This is a genomic window from Streptomyces sp. NPDC044002 (genome assembly GCF_056434525.1).
Genome location: NZ_JBWKEZ010000007.1, coordinates 1 through 15,006, shown reverse-complemented (window position 1 = coordinate 15,006; position 15,006 = coordinate 1). Strand labels below are relative to the sequence as shown.

Here is a 15,006-nt window from a genome sequence, read left to right as displayed (position 1 = left end):
TGCCGGGCCCGGGCCCGCCGCCATAGGGTCCGGACATGAGTGAACTGCTACTGGTGAGGCACGGGGAGACGGCGTGGAGCGCGAACGGGCGCCACACGGGGCTGACCGACGTGCCGCTGACCGCGCGGGGCGCCGACGAGGCCCTCTCGCTGGCCCCCTTCTTCCGTGACCGGGAACCGGCCCTGGTGCTGACCAGCCCCCTCAGCCGGGCCGTCGCCACGGCCGAACTCGCCGGGCTCACCGGCGGGATCCCCGAACCCGACCTCCACGAGTGGGACTACGGCGGCTACGAGGGCGTCACCACCGCGGAGATCCAGCGCACCCGCCCCGACTGGTCGCTGTGGACCGACGGCGTCCCGCCGGGCGACGCCCGGCACCCCGGAGAGCAGGCCGCCCAGGTGGGCGTCCGCGCCGACCGGGTCCTCGCCCGCGTCGCCGGGACGCTGAGCGCCGGCCGGGGCGACGTCGTACTCGTGGCCCACGGCCACTTCCTGCGCGTCCTGACCGCCCGCTACCTCGGCCTGCCCCCGCAGGACGGCCGGCTCTTCCTGCTGCGCACCGGCACGGTCAGCGTGCTGTCCACGGAGCACGGGCTCCCGGTCATCGCGGGCTGGAACACCCGCCCCTGACCACCCCTCAGGCCGCCTCCGGCGGCTCCGGCAGGGCCAGGCACAGGGCGTCGAGCGCCGCCGGGAACGCGTGCTCGGGCGGGGTGCCGTAGCCCAGTACCAGACCGTCCCGCGGGGCCATGGCGCTGTCCGGGTGCAGGTACGGCCCCAGCCCGTCCAGCGCCAGCCCCGCCCGCCGCGCCGCGCGCAGGGCGGCCGCCTCGGTGCCCGGCGGCAGTTCCAGTACCGCGTGCAGCCCGGCCGCGACCCCGCTGACCCGGACGTGCGGGGCCTCGGCCGCGAGCCGCGCCGCCAGCAGGTCCCGGCGGCGCCGGTAGACCTGCCGCATCCGGCGCAGGTGGCGGTCGTAGCCGCCCGAGGAGACGAACTCGGCCAGGGTGAGCTGATCCGTCACCCCCGACCACATCTCGCGCTCCCCCTTCGCCTCCAGGACCTCGTCCACCAGCCGGCCCGGCAGCACCATCCAGCCCATCCGCAGCGCGGGCGACAGGCTCTTGCTGACGGAGCCGACGTACACGATCCGCTCCGGGTCCAGGCCCTGCACGGCGCCGACCGGCTGGCGGTCGTAGCGGAACTCCCCGTCGTAGTCGTCCTCGACGACCAGCCCGCCGTGGGCCCGCGCCCAGTCCACCACCGCGGCCCGCCGCTCGGGGTGCAGCGGCCCGCCCGTCGGGAACTGGTGCGCGGGCGTGAGCAGCACGGCCCGCGCCCCCGTCGCCGGCAGCTCCCCGACCCGCGCGCCCCGGCCGTCCACGGTGAGCGGCACCGTCGCCCTCCCGGCACGCTCCAGGACCTCCCGGTGGAACGGCAGCCCGTACGACTCGACGGCGACCGGGCCCGTCAGGACCCCGCCCAGCAGCTCCAGCGCGTGCGCGAACCCGGAGCAGAGCACGATCCGGTCGGGGGAGGTCCGTACGCCCCGCGCCCGCGCGAGGTACTCCGTCAGCGCGCGCCGCAGCTCGATCCGGCCGCGCGGGTCCCCCACCCCGAAGGCGTCGTGCGGGGCGGCGGCCAGGGCCCGCCGGGCCGCACCCAGCCAGGCCGTACGGGGGAAGGCCGAGGCGTCCGGGGAGCTGGGCCGCAGATCGTGGACGGTACGCCGCCGCGCGGGCCGGGCGGGACCGCGCGGCCGCTCGGGCTCCAGCGGGACGGCCCGCTCCGCGACCCGGGTGCCCGCCCCCTGGCGCGCCGACAGCCAGCCCTCCTCGACCAGCTCCGCGTACGCGTCGGCGACGGTGTTGCGGGCGATCCCCAGGTCGGCGGCGAGCGACCGGTAGGGCGGCAGCCGGGTCCCCGGCGCCAGCCGCCCCGAGTGCACCGCCTCCCGCAGGGCGCGCATCAGCCGGGCGCGCAGGCTGCCGCCGCCGCTCAGGTCCAGGTGCAGATCACTGCCGCTGCCGCTGCCGCTGGCGTTGCCGCTGCCGCTGGGGCTCCGGCTGCCGTTGCCGTCGTCCGAGGGGCCTTCCACCGCCGCCGAATTGACCCAAGATCCCCGCATGGAAATGAACCCTACGCCCGGTCGATCACGCCCGTAGGTTCTTCACATGACAACTTTTCAGGTTCCCGAACGCATGAACTTCTCCGCCGTCGCCCCCCGGGTCTTCAAGGCCGTCCTCGCCCTCGACGCCGCCGCCCGCAAGGGCCTGGACCCCGTCCTGCTGGAACTCGTCCAGATCCGTGCCTCGCAGATCAACCGCTGCGCGTACTGCATCGACTACCACACCGGCGACGCCCGCAAGGGCGGCGAGTCGGAGGAGCGGATCTACCAGCTCTCCGCCTGGCACGACTCCAGCCTGTTCACCGAGAAGGAACGCGCGGCCCTCGCCCTGACCGAGGAGATCACCCTGCTGCCCGGCGGCGTCTCGGACGCCGTCTACGACGAGGCCGCGCGCCACTTCGGCGAGGAGGAACTGGCCCACCTGATCGCGCTCGTCTTCACCGTGAACACCTGGAACCGGATGAACGTCACCACCCGCAAGACCCCCGGCACCGAGTAACCCCGCCCGCCCCGCCCGCCTCGCGCGCGGCCGCCGTGTGCGTGACGATGCGTACATGAACGACGGCGACCGCGCCGGGGCGGGCAGCACCATCGGCGACGCCGGCCCCGAGGAGGGCCTGAAGGCCAACGCGATCGGCTTCCTCGACGCCCTCGTCATCGGCCTGAACTCCACCTCGCCGGCCTACTCCCTGGCCGCCGTCATCGGCCCGATCGTGGCCCTCGCCGGGATCTACGCGCCGGGCATCATGCTCGCCTCGTTCGTGCCGATGCTGCTCATCGCCGCCGCCTTCTACTACCTCAACAAGGTCGACCAGGACTGCGGCACCACCTTCTCCTGGGTGACCCGGGCCATGGGCCCCTGGGCGGGCTGGCTCGGCGGCTGGGCGATCACCATGACCGGGGTGCTCGTCATCGGCTCCCTCGCCGACGTGGCCGTCCACTTCGGGCTGCTCGCCGCCGGCCTCGACGACTGGGCCGCCAACCAGGTGGTCCGCCAGACGCTCACCGTCGTCGTCATCCTCGCCATGACCGCCGTCTGCGTCATCGGCACCGAACTCTCCGCCCACCTCCAGGACGTCCTGATCCTCGCCCAGGTCCTCTTCCTGCTGGTCTTCGCCTTCGTCGCCATCTACCGCGTGTACGCCGGCACCAGCACCCTCGACGAGATCGAACCCTCACTCACCTGGCTCAACCCCTTCGGGGCGGGCGGCGCCGCCCTCACCGGCGGACTGCTGCTCGGCGTGTTCATCTACTGGGGCTGGGAGTCCGCCGTGAACCTCACCGAGGAGGTCGAGGACTCCGCCACCGCCCCCGGCAAGGCCGGCATCTGGTCCACCCTGGTGCTGCTGGTCACCTACCTGTCCGTCGGCTTCGCCATCGTCGCCTACGCCGGGACCGAGTTCCTCGCGGAGAACGCCGGCGAGGAGGAGGCGATCTTCGCGGTCCTCGCGCACGAGGTGATGGGCGGCTGGGACTGGATGGTGCTCCTCGCCGTCTGCACCTCCGCCCTCGCCTCCACCCAGACGACGATCATCCCCGCCTCCCGGACCGCCCTGTCCATGGCCCGCCGGCACGCCCTGCCCCCGCACCTCGCCCACATCCACCCGCGCTTCCACACCCCCGAGGTCAGCACCTGGTGGGTGGCGGGCATCGCCATCGCCTGGTACCTGATCGTCAACCAGATCAGCGAGAACGCCCTCCTGGACTCCCTCACCGCGCTCTCCCTGCTGATCGCCTTCTACTACGCGCTCACCGGCGTGGCCTGCGCCGTCTACTACCGCCGCCACCTGCTGGAGAACGCCCACAACTTCTTCCTCATCGGCGTGGGCCCCCTGGCCGGCGCCGGACTGCTGGCCTGGCTGCTGGTGGAGTCCGTCGCCGACATGTCCGACCCGCGCAACTCCGCCGGCGGGACCTCCTGGTTCGGCCTCGGCCCGCCGCTGGTCATCGGGATCGGCATCGCGGCCCTCGGCGTGCTCCTCATGTGCTTCTGGAGGGTCCGCGACGGCAGGTTCTGGCAGGAGCGCCGCAGCGTGGTCGACCCGGCCCTCGTGCGCGGCGCGAAGGGCTGAGGAGGCCGGATGTCCGTGGTCCTTGGTTACGACGAATCCCCCGGCGCCGAGCGGGCCCTGCGGGTGGCGCTGGAGGTGGCCACCGCCTTCGGGGAACCCCTGGTCCTCGTGTACGGGGCCGCCGCGCCCGGAGCCACCGGGGAGGAGTACCGCGCCCACCGCGAGGCCGTCCTCCAGGCCGGCCGCACCGCGCTCGCCCGGGCCGTCGAGGCCGCCGACGAGGCCGGCGTCCCCTCGACGGTGGAGGTGGTGGACGACAAGCCGGCCCAGGCCCTGCTCGCCGCCGCCGAACGCCACCACGCGCGGGTCATCATCGTCGGCAGCTGGGGCGACAGCCCCATCCGGGGCGCCCTGCTCGGCTCCACCCCGCACAAGCTGCTGCACCTCTCGCCCGTCCCGGTGCTGTGCGTGCCGACCGAGGACGGCCCCTGACCCGTCCGGGACTCAGTCCCGGAACACCCCCGCCAGGTACGCGGACAGCCCCTCCGCCGCCGGCGGGCAGAGCCGGGCCCCGAGGTACCCGTCGGGCCGCACCACGAAGGCCGTCGGCTCCCTCACCCCGTACAGCCGGGCGAACTCGCCCCGGGCGTCGCGGTACACGGGCCACGCAGCCCCGGCGGGCGCGGTCCCGCCCTCGGAGAGGACCGCGTACGCCGTGAGCCGCCCAGCAGGCAACCCGTCCGCCAGAGCGGCGAGTGCGGGGACGTACGGGCCGGGCGTGCCGTCCGTGTGGAGCAGCAGCACGTGCTCGCGGTCCCGTAGCAGGTCGAACAGCCGCAGCGGGAACCGCGCGACCTCCCCCGTCAGCCCCCCGCAGTCCGGCGCCCGCTCACCGGGCCCCGGCCCGCCGTGCGCGCCGACGTCCGTGCCGCCGTCCGCGCGCCGGACCACCGGGCTGCCGGGGTAGCCGACGAGCAGCTGCGCCTCCCGCAGCACGAAGGCGGCCGGGTCCGCCGGATCGGCCGCGAAGCCCCGGGTGGCGTGCCGGACGGTCCGCCCGACGACCTCCGCGCCGACCGGCCGGCGCTCGGCGTCGTAGCTCTCCAGGAGCCGGGGGTGCGCGGTCCCGGCGACCGCGAGGGAGAGCTTCCAGGCCAGGTTCCAGGCGTCCTGGATGCCGGTGTTCATGCCCTGGGCTCCGGTGGGCGGATGGATGTGGGCCGCGTCCCCGGCGACGAAGACCCGCCCGTCGGAGTAGCGGTCCACGATCCGGTGGCTGATCCGGAAGACCGAGGACCAGCGCATGTCCGACGCGGTCACCGGCTGCGGCGACAGCCGGTCCAGGACGTCCTGCACGTGGGACAGGGCCGGGGCGCGGCCGGCCTCCAGCCCGTGCGCCGTCCCGTCCGGGGCCACCGACGGCGAGGACAGCTCCGGCGGCACGAGCATCGACATCCGGTACCGGCCGGGGCCGGGCAGCGGGACGCACACCAGCAGGTCGTCCGGCTTCCCGTCGGCGCCCAGGTGCGTGGACCGCACGCCGTACCCGCGCGGGAGGTCCCAGTCCACGCGCACGTCAGCCAGCATGTACTCCTCGGCGAAGGCCCCGCCCCCGAAGGTCAGCCCGAGCCCCTTGCGGACCAGGCTGTGGGCCCCGTCGCAGCCCACCAGGAAGCGGGTCCGCAGCTCCTCCGCGCCCTCCGGGCCGACGAGCCGGCAGGTGACCCCGTCCGCGTCCTGCGCGAAGGACACCAGCTCCGTGCCCCGCTCGATCCGGGTCCCGAACCGGGCCAGGAACCCCTCCAGGATCCGTTCCGTCTCGTACTGGGGGAGCGCGGCGAACCCGTACGGCACCTCGGGCGGCAGCACCATCTCCATCCGCTCCCGGCGGACGCCGTCGACGTACACCAGCTGCCCGTACATCGGGACCGACGCCTCCAGTGCCTCCCGCACCAGGCCCATCCGGTCCCAGACCTCCAGCGTGCGCGGCTGGATGCCCACCGCCTTCGCGTACGGCAGCCGGGCCGGCAGCCGGTCCACGATCCGGCAGGCCACCCCGCGCCTGCGCAGGTCCGCCGCCGCGGTCAGGCCCACCGGGCCCGCACCCGCGACCAGCACGTCCGCCGCGTCGCCTCGCACCCCTCCATCGTGGGCGCCCCGCCCCCGCTCCGCGCGGCGGCGGTCCCGGCGCCCGGCCCGGTCCGGGTCCGCAGCCGTCCGGTCCGTTGGCCCTCCGGATGGCCGGAAATGACGCCCCCGGGCTGTGCCAACGGTCCAGCGTGACGGACGTCGCTTGAGCCAATGCCCCTGCGGATGCTTATCTGTGTCGTATCCATGTACTTTCGGCGCCGCGCAGCGCCGGACGGCAACGAGGCCGGTCCGGAGCGCGGTGCCTTCGCCGTGCCCGCAAGCCGCCCACCACCCCCGGGCGGATCCGGGCCGGCGCGCTCGACTCCGAGGGGGGCGGCACACCGCCATGAAGAGGATGTTCGTGGCTCCGGATCCGGGGCGCACCAGACTGCGGAACTCGCTCCGTGCGGTGATCGGCACCGGCCTCGCCGTCGCCGTCGCCGAACTGGCGGGGCTCTCGCTCACCGCCTCCATCACCGGCGGGCTCGCGGCGCTGCTCGCGCTGTTCACCGTCCTCGACGCGGACGTCCGCGCCCAGCGGGTGACCACCGCCCTGCTGCCGGCCACCGGCTTCCCCGTCCTGGTGCTGGCCACGGGACTGCACGGGATGCCGCCCGCCCGCGACGCGGCCTTCCTCGCCGTCGTCTTCGCCGGGGTCTACGCACGCCGCTGGGGGCCGCGCGGCCACGCCCTCGGCATCTTCGGCTTCATGATGTTCTTCGTCACCCAGTTCCTGCACGCCCGGCCCGCCCAGCTGCCCGAACTGTTCGCCGCCGTCGCCCTGGCGCTCCTGTCGGCCGGGGCCGTGCGGTTCGTGCTCTGGCCCATCGAGCGCCGCACGCCCCCCGCCGCCCCGCCGCCGCCGCTGCCCGGCACCGGCCTGGCCCGGCCCACCACCCGCCAGGCCTTCCAGGCCACCGCCGCCTGCGCCTTCGCCCTCGCCGTCGGCCAGGTGCTCTCCGAGGACCGCTGGTACTGGGCCGTCGGCACCGCCTGGTGGATCTTCGTCAACACCGCCTCGCGCGGCGAGACCCTGGTCCGCGGCTTCCGCCGGGTCCTGGGCACCGTCGTCGGCATCGCCGCCGGCCTGCTGATCGCCGTACCGCTGCACGGCGCCCCCGCGCCCACCGCCGCCCTCGTGGCCGTCTGCGTCTTCGGCATCTTCTACACGGCGGCGCCCTCGTACTCCTGGATGATGTTCTTCGTCACCGTCATGGCCGGGCTGCTCTACGGGCTCCTCGGCGTGCTGCACCCCGGACTGCTGCTCCTGCGCTTCGAGGAGACCGCCGTCGGCGCCCTCGGAGCGGCCCTCGCCGTGGTCCTGATCCTCCCGGTGACCACCCACGGCGCCAACGACGCCTGGATCCAGCGCGCCCTGCACTGCGTACGGGCGGCCACCGCGGCCTCCCTGGACCGCCTCGCCGGCGACCCCGAGGCCGACCCCGCCCCGCACGCCGCCGAGCTGGAGCTCCTGCTGGTCCGCGCCCGCGTCGCCCTCGCGCCGCTCGTCCACCCGCTGAGCCCGCTGCGCGCCCGCAAGGCCCGCGCCCGGCAGGTCATGGCCCTGCTCGACGACTGCGCCCGCGAGGTGCGCGGGCTCGTGGCCGTCGCCGCCGACCCGCAGGCCTCCCACGACGCCCGGCTCGCCGCCGCCTGCTGGCGGGTGGAGGCGGCCGTCGAGGCGCTCACCGCCCCCGAGGGATCCCCGGAGCCCGCCGCGCCGCGCACCGCGGCCCGTGGGTCCGCCGCCGAACCGGCCCTGGCCCACCTGCACGGCCTGGAAGAGGCCCTCGTCGCCCTGGCCACGCCGCTGCGCACGGACCCGCGCGCCCCGCTGGTCATCACCGCCTGATCCGTACCGGCCCCCTGTTCCTCAACTATCCGGAATGCCGCGGATGATAGGCCCCCGGAGGGTCTCGCCGCAGGCCGTTGCGGCGAGATCACCCGGAGGGGTGTTCCGGGCGCTCCCTCCCCGCCGGGCTGACCTGCGCCGTGTACAACGGGTGATTGTTCATTGCACATTCATCCGGCATGTACAGGGTGGATCTGGTCGGACAGGGGGTAACCGCCCGGAATGGAAATTCTGCAGAAGCACTCGAGCGCCGCTCAGGTGTGGGAGGAAGCCGAGGAGTTCATCCGGCTCTTCCACCGGGAGAATCCGCAGGCCGGCGATCCGCGTGCCCGGCTCGCCGCCGTACGGGCCGAGCTCGCGGAGACCGGCACCTACCGGCACACCCCGCAGGAGCTGGTCCACGGCGCCCGCGTGGCCTGGCGCAACAGCAACCGCTGCATAGGCCGGCTCTACTGGAACTCCCTTCGGGTCCGCGACCGGCGCGGGCTGACCGAGGCCGAGGACATCGCCGCCGAGTGCTTCGAGCACCTGCGCGAGGCGACCAACGGCGGCCGGGTCCGGCCCACCATCACGGTCTTCGCCCCCGACGCCCCGGACCGCCCCGGCCCGCTGATCTGGAGCGAGCAGCTGGTGCGCTACGCCGGCTACGGGGACCACCACTCCATAACGGTCGGCGACGCCCGCAACGCGCCGCTCACCGAGGCCTTGCTCGGACTCGGCTGGGCCGGCGGCGCCGGCACCCCCTTCGACCTCCTGCCGCTGGTCGTGCAGGGCGTCGACGACAAGCCCCGCTGGTTCGACACCCCCGCGGACGCCGTGCTGGAGGTCCCGATCCGGCACCCCGACGGGCGCGACGACTGGAGCGACTGGGGGCTGCGCTGGCACGCCGTGCCCGCCATCTCCAACATGTGCCTGGAGATCGGCGGCATCCACTACCCGGCCGCCCCGTTCAACGGCTGGTACATGGGCACCGAGATCGGCGCCCGCAACCTCGCCGACACCGACCGCTACAACCTGCTCCCGGCCGTCGCCCGCAGACTCGGCCTGGACACCTCCAGCGAGCGCTCGCTGTGGAAGGACCGGGCGCTGGTCGAGCTCAACCGCGCGGTGCTGGACTCCTTCGACCGGGCCGGGGTCACCATCGCCGACCACCACACCGAGTCCCGGCGGTTCCTCTCGCACCTGGAGCGCGAGGAGCGCAAGGGCCGCGAGGTGGGCGCGGACTGGTCCTGGATCGTCCCGCCGATCTCCGGGGCCGCCACGCCCGTCTTCCACCGGACCTACGAGGACCGGCCGAGCTCCACCGCGTACGTCCACCACCCCGGCGCTCAGGAACGGGCCAGGGGGCGGGACTTGGTCTAGACCTTCTGTTACCGTCGGCTCCGGAGACGGATCCGGGACGGCGGAAAGAGGCACCAGTGGGCGGCGCGCACAGCACGGACCAGGGCGGCGGACACCGGGCCTACATCGGCTCGTTCACCTCGGGGGGCGGCCGCGGTGTCACCACCGCGGCCGTGGATCCGGCCACCGGAGCGCTGACCCCGCTCTCCTCCGCGGACTCCCTGGCCGACCCCTCGTACCTCGCCGTCCACCGGGACTCCGGCGTGCTGTACGCGGTGAGCGAGACCGGCCGGGGAGCCGTCGGCGCCTTCCGCGCCACCGCCGCGGGCCTCGCCCCGCTGGGAGCCCCCGTCCCCGTCGACGGCTCGGGCCCCACCCACCTCAGCCTGGCCGGAGGACGGCTGCTCACCGCCAACTACGGCTCCGGCAGCGTCAGCAGCCTGCCGCTCGCCCCGGACGGCAGCGTCGCCGGCCCGGCCGCCGTCCTCACCCACAGCGGCTCCGGCCCCGACGCCGAGCGGCAGGCCGGCCCGCACGCCCACCAGGTCCTCCCCGACCCCACCGGCCGCTGGGTGCTCACCGTGGACCTCGGCGGCGACGCCGTACGCGTCCTCGCGCTCGACCCGGACACCGGAGCGCCCCGGGAGCACGCGAAGGCCCTCCTCCGCGCCGGGACCGGGCCGCGCCACCTCGCCTTCCACCCGGCGGGCGAGGTGGTCTACGTGCTCCACGAGCTGGAGCCGCAGCTGACCGTCTGCCGCTGGAACGCGACCGCCGGGCACCTCGAAGCCGTCGGCGAGGTCCCCGTCGCCCCCGGGACCGCTCCGGGCGGCGCACGGGCCTACCCCTCGGCGGTCACGGTCTCGCCCGACGGCCGCTTCCTGTGGGCCGCCGTCCGCGGGGCCGACACCCTGGTGACCTTCTCCCTCGCCAGCGGCCCCGAGGAGCCGCGGCCGACCGGGACCACCGGATGCGGCGGCCACTGGCCGCGCGACCTGGCCGCCGACCCCTCCGGCCGCCGCCTCTACGCGGCCAACGAGCGCTCCGGGGACGTCACCTGGTTCGACGTGGACCCGCTGACCGGCCACCCGCGCCGGGCCGGCTCGCTGCCCGTCCCCGCGGCCTCCTGCGTGGTCTTCGCCTAGCGGAACCCGCCCCCGCACGGCGAAGGGCCCGCCCGGAACGGATTCCGGGCGGGCCCTTCGCGTACGTGCGGGCGGTCCTACTGCGCGGCGGCGCCCAGCTGGATGCCCAGGGCGGCGCTGAACTGCGCCACGGCCAGCTTGCCGAGCGCCGGGTAGGCCCCGAGCACCTCGGCGGCCGAGCAGTCGGCCTCCTTGCAGGCGGTGTCCAGCAGGCCCTCGGCCGCTTCCGGGCCGATCAGGTACGGGGCCAGCGCCAGCTGCACCGAACCGGAACCGCGCAGCTCGGCGGCGACCGCCGCCACCGAGCCCTCCTGGTCCAGCGCGGCGGCGATCACCGGCACCGCGAGCCGGGCGGCCAGCAGCATGCCGGTGATCCCGGCTGCCTGGACGGCCTCCTCGCCGCCGGTGGTGGCCAGGATGATGCCGTCGGCGGCGGTGGCCACGGTGAACAGGCGGGCCCGGTCGGCGCGGGCCAGGCCGGCCTCCGAGAGGCGGACGTGCAGGCCCTCGGCGAGCAGCGGGTGCGGGCCGAGCACGTCGGCCAGCTCGGCGGCGGCCGAGGAGTCCATCAGCGCCTGGCGCATCCGGCGCAGCAGGTCCCCGTCGGGACCGGCCAGCAGGGGCACGACCACGGCGTCGGGGCCGGTCGGCGCGGGCACGTCCAGACCGGCGGCGCGGGCGAACTCCGCGCGCGCGGTCCGCTCCTGCGCGACGGCGTTCAGGACGCCGGACAGCGAGGGGAACTCGCTCTCCTCGCCGTCCTCGCCTTCGAGGTAGCCGATCCGGGCGTCCAGCCCCGGCAGCTCGGAGCGGCCGATGCTGATGACCTCTTCGGCCAGCCCCCGCGAGGCGGCCGAGGGGGCACCGGGCACGGCGAGCACCAGCGCGGGCGCGCCCTCGGGCGCCACCGCGGGCTCGGGCCGGCGGTGCCGTCCGGTCTGGCGGGGTCGCGGCATTCGTACGGGCAGGCCGTTTGCGGGCCCAGTGGGGGAGCTCATGGCGCCGCATGCTACTGGTTTATCGGAACCACGTGTTCGGGCAGGGCCCGCTCGGGCGGCATCTGTCCGTATTTATCCATTGAATGTCGTAGTTCAATGTCATATACGGTTCAACTGACGGCCGGCAGGCGCCAGTCGACCGGCTCCGCTCCCTGCCCGGCCAGCAGCTCGTTGGTCCGGCTGAACGGACGGGATCCGAAGAAGCCGTTGCTCGCGGACATGGGCGAGGGGTGGACGGACTCCACGGCCGGCAGGTCCCCCAGCAGCGGGCGCAGGTTGCGGGCGTCACGGCCCCACAGGATGGACACCAGCGGCTTCCCGCGCGCGGCCAGCGCCCGGATGGCCTGTTCGGTGACGGCCTCCCAGCCCTTGCCCCGGTGGCCGCCGGTCTTGCGGGGGGCGGTGGTGAGCGCGCGGTTCAGCAGCAGCACGCCCTGCCGGGTCCACGGGGTCAGGTCGCCGTTGAGCGGCTTCCCCGTCCCGATGTCGGCGTGCATCTCGCGGAAGATGTTGTCCAGGCTGGGCGGCCACGGGCTCACCTCGGGCGCGACCGAGAAGGACAGGCCCATGGCGTGCCCGGGGGTCGGGTAGGGGTCCTGCCCGACGATCAGTACCTTCACCTCGTCGAAGGGCTGCTGGAACGCGCGCAGCACGTTCGCCCCCGACGGGACGTACGTTCTGCCTGCCGCGATCTCGGCGCGCAGGAAGTCGCCCATGGCGGCGATCTGCCCCGCCACCGGCTCCAGAGCGCGGGCCCAGCCCGGCTCGACGATCTCGTTCAACGGTCGTGCTGCCATGGGTGATCACTCTACTGGCCCACACCGACAACCGGTCCCGTCCGCGGCCTCAGGGCAGCACGGCCGCCCGTACGCAGAGCACGTCCGGCAGGTGGCCGGCGAGCAGCTGCCAGCTGTCGCCGTCGTCGTGGCTGGCGTACAGCTCGCCGTTGCGGTTGCCGAAGTAGACGCCCGCCGGGTCGGCGTCGTCGGTGCACAGGGCGTCGCGCAGGACGGTGCCGTAGTGGTCGCCGGCCGGCAGTCCCTTCGAGAGGGGCTCCCAGGTGGCGCCGGCGTCCCGGGTGCGGAAGACCCGGCAGCGGTGTTCCGCCGGGACCCGGTCGGAGTCCGCGTTCAGCGGGAAGACGTACGCGGTGTCCGGGCGGTGCGGGTGGGCGGCCACCGCGAAGCCGAAGTCGGAGGGCAGTCCGGAGCCGATGTCGGTCCACGCGGCGCCCGCGTCGTCGCTGCGGTAGACCCCCCAGTGGTTCTGGAGGTAGAGCCGGGAGGGGTCCCCGGCGTCCTGGGCGATCTTGTGCACGCACTGGCCGAACTCCGGGTCCGGGTCCGGCAGGAACACCGCCGAGACCCCGTGGTTGGACGGCGCCCAGCTCGCCCCGCCGTCCCGGGTGCGGAACACGCCCGCGGTGGAGACCGCCACCGTCACGGCGTCCGCGTCCGCCGGGTCGGTGATCACCGTGTGCAGGCCCTCGCCGCCGCCGCCCGGCACCCACTCCGAACGGGTCGGGTGCTCCCACAGCGGCCGGACCAGCTCGAAGGACTCGCCCCGGTCGGTGGAGCGGAAGAGCGCGGCGGGCTCCGTCCCGGCGTAGACCACGTCCGGGGCCTCCGGGCCGGCCGGGTGCAGCTGCCAGACCCGTTCCAGCGAGGCGCCGGTGTCCTTGGGGAACTTCACGGCGGGCGCGGCGGGCTCCTGCCAGGTCGCGCCCAGGTCGTCCGAGCTGAAGACGGACGGCCCCCAGTGCGAGCTGTCCCCGCCGACGAGCAGCCGCGGCCGCGGCCCCCGGGTGTCCACGGCCACGGCCGAGACGGCCTGGGCGTTGAAGTGCGGTCCGTCGAACTCCCAGGGGCCCCCGCTCCGGCGGCGGCCGATGAAGAGGCCCTTGCGGGTCCCCGCGAGCAGTACCACGTCGGTCATGGCCGACACCTCCGGACGTCGTTGTCCTCACGGCAGCTTTCCAGCCAGTCTGCACCCGGCCGCCGACAGCGGTCGGGCAGGCCGCGCCGTCGAAGACCCGTTCGACCCTCCCGGGCGTCCTGCGTGGCGTCCTTGTACGAAGGGACTCGTACTACGGGAGTTTTCGTAGTACGGTTCTTCTCGTACTTAGCGCCGACCCCGGTGCGCGTCCGGTCACGTATGGAGAGCCCCATGAGTGCTGCACCCGCTGCCTTCGCCGCCCTGTTCCAGCCCTACACCCTGCGTTCGGTCACCATCCCGAACCGCGTCTGGATGGCCCCGATGTGCCAGTACAGCGCCGAGGCCTTCGGCCCGAACGCGGGCGTGGCCCTGGACTGGCACTTCGCGCACTACGCGGCCCGCGCCACCGGCGGCACCGGCCTGATCATCCAGGAGGCCACCGCCGTCGCGCCGGAAGGCCGCATCAGCCCCTACGACCTCGGCATCTGGAACGACACCCAGGTCGAGGCCCTCCGCCGGATCACCGCCTTCGTCAAGTCCCAGGGCTCCGTCCCCGGCATCCAGATCGCCCACGCCGGCCGCAAGGCCTCCACCGAGCGCACCTGGAAGGGCGGCCGCCCCGTCGGCCCCGAGGGCCACGGCTGGCAGCCCGTCGCCCCGAGCGCCGTGCCGTTCGACGAGGGGTACCAGGTGCCCCACGAGCTCACCACCGAGGAGATCCACGAGATCACCGCCCGGTTCGCGGCCGCCGCGGGGCGCGCCCTCGACGCCGGCTACGAGGTCCTGGAGATCCACGGCGCCCACGGCTACCTCATCGGCGAGTTCCTCTCCCCGCACAGCAACCGGCGCACCGACGAGTACGGCGGCTCCTTCGAGAACCGCACCCGCCTCGCCGTCGAAGTCGTCGACGCCGTACGGGCGGTGTGGCCCGAGGAGCTGCCGCTGTTCTTCCGGATCTCCGCCACCGACTGGCTGGAGGAGAACGGCTGGACGGCGGACGAGACCGTCCGGCTGGCCGGGCTGCTCCAGGAGCACGGCGTGGACCTCCTCGACGTCTCCACCGGCGGCCTCGCCCCGCACGTGAAGATCCCGCTCGGCCCCGGCTACCAGGTGCCCTTCGCCGCCCGGGTCAAGGCCGAGACCACCCTCCCGGTCGCCGCCGTCGGCCTGATCACCGAGCCGGAGCAGGCCGAGAAGGTCCTCGCCAACGGCGAGGCGGACGCCGTCCTCCTCGGCCGCGAGCTGCTGCGCGACCCGTACTGGGCCCGCCGCGCGGCCGTCGAGCTCGGCGCGGAGATCCCCACGCCGGACCAGTACCACCGCAGCTGGTGACCCCGGTGGGGGGGGGGGGGGCCCCGCGGCCCCCCCCCCCCCCCCCCCCCCCCCCCCCCCCCGGGAAGAACAAGAAAACCCCCCCCTTCCCCGCCCCTCCCTTTGTGGGGTTCTTTCTCTCGAAATGGCACCCC

13 protein-coding genes are annotated in these 15,006 nt (G+C 74.7%); 8 read left to right on the top strand and 5 right to left on the bottom strand.

Annotation, left to right across the window (positions count from 1 at the left end; translation table 11 throughout):
- Positions 1-35 precede the first annotated feature (35 nt).
- On the top strand, positions 36-629 hold the full coding sequence (locus AC07A6_RS07415) for a histidine phosphatase family protein (protein ID WP_362462528.1): 594 nt from the start codon (positions 36-38) through the stop codon (positions 627-629).
- Positions 630-636: 7 nt separating this feature from the next.
- Here the strand turns inward: AC07A6_RS07415 and pdxR are convergent, their stop codons facing one another.
- Positions 637-2,127: a MocR-like pyridoxine biosynthesis transcription factor PdxR gene (gene pdxR, locus AC07A6_RS07410; RefSeq protein WP_478776399.1), complete on the bottom strand. Its 1,491-nt coding sequence runs from the start codon at positions 2,125-2,127 to the stop codon at positions 637-639.
- Between the two features lie 46 nt (positions 2,128-2,173).
- On the opposite strand from pdxR, the gene AC07A6_RS07405 reads away from it, so the two are divergent.
- From AC07A6_RS07405 to AC07A6_RS07395, 3 genes are read left to right on the top strand one after another with little or no spacing between them, the layout of a single operon-like run.
- Complete coding sequence (locus tag AC07A6_RS07405; RefSeq protein ID WP_007262599.1) at positions 2,174-2,626, top strand: carboxymuconolactone decarboxylase family protein; 453 nt, start codon at positions 2,174-2,176, stop codon at positions 2,624-2,626.
- Positions 2,627-2,681: 55 nt separating this feature from the next.
- Entirely contained in the window at positions 2,682-4,199 is a 1,518-nt protein-coding gene (locus tag AC07A6_RS07400; protein WP_478776398.1) for an APC family permease, read from the top strand.
- A gap of 9 nt (positions 4,200-4,208) precedes the next feature.
- Positions 4,209-4,631, top strand: a complete 423-nt coding sequence (locus AC07A6_RS07395) for a universal stress protein (protein ID WP_385758849.1) — start codon at positions 4,209-4,211, stop codon at positions 4,629-4,631.
- Positions 4,632-4,643: 12 nt separating this feature from the next.
- On the opposite strand, the gene AC07A6_RS07390 is transcribed toward AC07A6_RS07395, so the two are convergent.
- Complete coding sequence (locus tag AC07A6_RS07390) at positions 4,644-6,278, bottom strand: FAD-dependent monooxygenase (RefSeq protein ID WP_478776397.1); 1,635 nt, start codon at positions 6,276-6,278, stop codon at positions 4,644-4,646.
- Positions 6,279-6,615: 337 nt separating this feature from the next.
- On the opposite strand from AC07A6_RS07390, the gene AC07A6_RS07385 reads away from it, so the two are divergent.
- The 3 genes from AC07A6_RS07385 (at position 6,616) to AC07A6_RS07375 (ending at position 10,607) form a co-directional block, all read left to right on the top strand.
- Positions 6,616-8,121, top strand: coding sequence for an FUSC family protein (locus tag AC07A6_RS07385; RefSeq protein ID WP_478776396.1), 1,506 nt, complete (start codon positions 6,616-6,618; stop codon positions 8,119-8,121).
- Between the two features lie 222 nt (positions 8,122-8,343).
- On the top strand, positions 8,344-9,483 hold the full coding sequence (locus AC07A6_RS07380) for a nitric oxide synthase oxygenase (RefSeq protein WP_478776395.1): 1,140 nt from the start codon (positions 8,344-8,346) through the stop codon (positions 9,481-9,483).
- Positions 9,484-9,539: 56 nt separating this feature from the next.
- A complete protein-coding gene (locus AC07A6_RS07375) occupies positions 9,540-10,607 on the top strand; it encodes a lactonase family protein (protein WP_478776394.1) in 1,068 nt (355 codons plus the stop codon).
- 77 nt (positions 10,608-10,684) lie between these two features.
- Here the strand turns inward: AC07A6_RS07375 and AC07A6_RS07370 are convergent, their stop codons facing one another.
- The 3 genes from AC07A6_RS07370 to AC07A6_RS07360 form a co-directional block, all read right to left on the bottom strand.
- Positions 10,685-11,605 carry a sirohydrochlorin chelatase gene (locus tag AC07A6_RS07370; protein WP_362462509.1) on the bottom strand — a complete coding sequence of 307 codons (921 nt, stop codon included), beginning with the start codon at positions 11,603-11,605 and terminating at the stop codon, positions 10,685-10,687.
- A gap of 110 nt (positions 11,606-11,715) precedes the next feature.
- Positions 11,716-12,402, bottom strand: coding sequence for a uracil-DNA glycosylase (locus AC07A6_RS07365; protein ID WP_362462506.1), 687 nt, complete (start codon positions 12,400-12,402; stop codon positions 11,716-11,718).
- A 49-nt stretch (positions 12,403-12,451) separates the two neighbouring features.
- Positions 12,452-13,540, bottom strand: coding sequence for a WD40/YVTN/BNR-like repeat-containing protein (locus tag AC07A6_RS07360; RefSeq protein WP_478776393.1), 1,089 nt, complete (start codon positions 13,538-13,540; stop codon positions 12,452-12,454).
- 231 nt (positions 13,541-13,771) lie between these two features.
- On the opposite strand from AC07A6_RS07360, the gene AC07A6_RS07355 reads away from it, so the two are divergent.
- Positions 13,772-14,872 carry an NADH:flavin oxidoreductase/NADH oxidase gene (locus AC07A6_RS07355; protein ID WP_478776392.1) on the top strand — a complete coding sequence of 367 codons (1,101 nt, stop codon included), beginning with the start codon at positions 13,772-13,774 and terminating at the stop codon, positions 14,870-14,872.
- Positions 14,873-15,006 lie beyond the last annotated feature (134 nt).

Coding starts and splice junctions, on each gene's coding strand:
- AC07A6_RS07415 (WP_362462528.1), top strand. CDS start 36: ATGAGTGAACTGCTACTGGTGAGGCACGGGGAGACGGCGTGGAGCGCG.
- pdxR (WP_478776399.1), bottom strand. CDS start 2,127: ATGCGGGGATCTTGGGTCAATTCGGCGGCGGTGGAAGGCCCCTCGGAC.
- AC07A6_RS07405 (WP_007262599.1), top strand. CDS start 2,174: ATGACAACTTTTCAGGTTCCCGAACGCATGAACTTCTCCGCCGTCGCC.
- AC07A6_RS07400 (WP_478776398.1), top strand. CDS start 2,682: ATGAACGACGGCGACCGCGCCGGGGCGGGCAGCACCATCGGCGACGCC.
- AC07A6_RS07395 (WP_385758849.1), top strand. CDS start 4,209: ATGTCCGTGGTCCTTGGTTACGACGAATCCCCCGGCGCCGAGCGGGCC.
- AC07A6_RS07385 (WP_478776396.1), top strand. CDS start 6,616: ATGAAGAGGATGTTCGTGGCTCCGGATCCGGGGCGCACCAGACTGCGG.
- AC07A6_RS07380 (WP_478776395.1), top strand. CDS start 8,344: ATGGAAATTCTGCAGAAGCACTCGAGCGCCGCTCAGGTGTGGGAGGAA.
- AC07A6_RS07370 (WP_362462509.1), bottom strand. CDS start 11,605: ATGAGCTCCCCCACTGGGCCCGCAAACGGCCTGCCCGTACGAATGCCG.
- AC07A6_RS07365 (WP_362462506.1), bottom strand. CDS start 12,402: ATGGCAGCACGACCGTTGAACGAGATCGTCGAGCCGGGCTGGGCCCGC.
- AC07A6_RS07360 (WP_478776393.1), bottom strand. CDS start 13,540: ATGACCGACGTGGTACTGCTCGCGGGGACCCGCAAGGGCCTCTTCATC.
- AC07A6_RS07355 (WP_478776392.1), top strand. CDS start 13,772: ATGAGTGCTGCACCCGCTGCCTTCGCCGCCCTGTTCCAGCCCTACACC.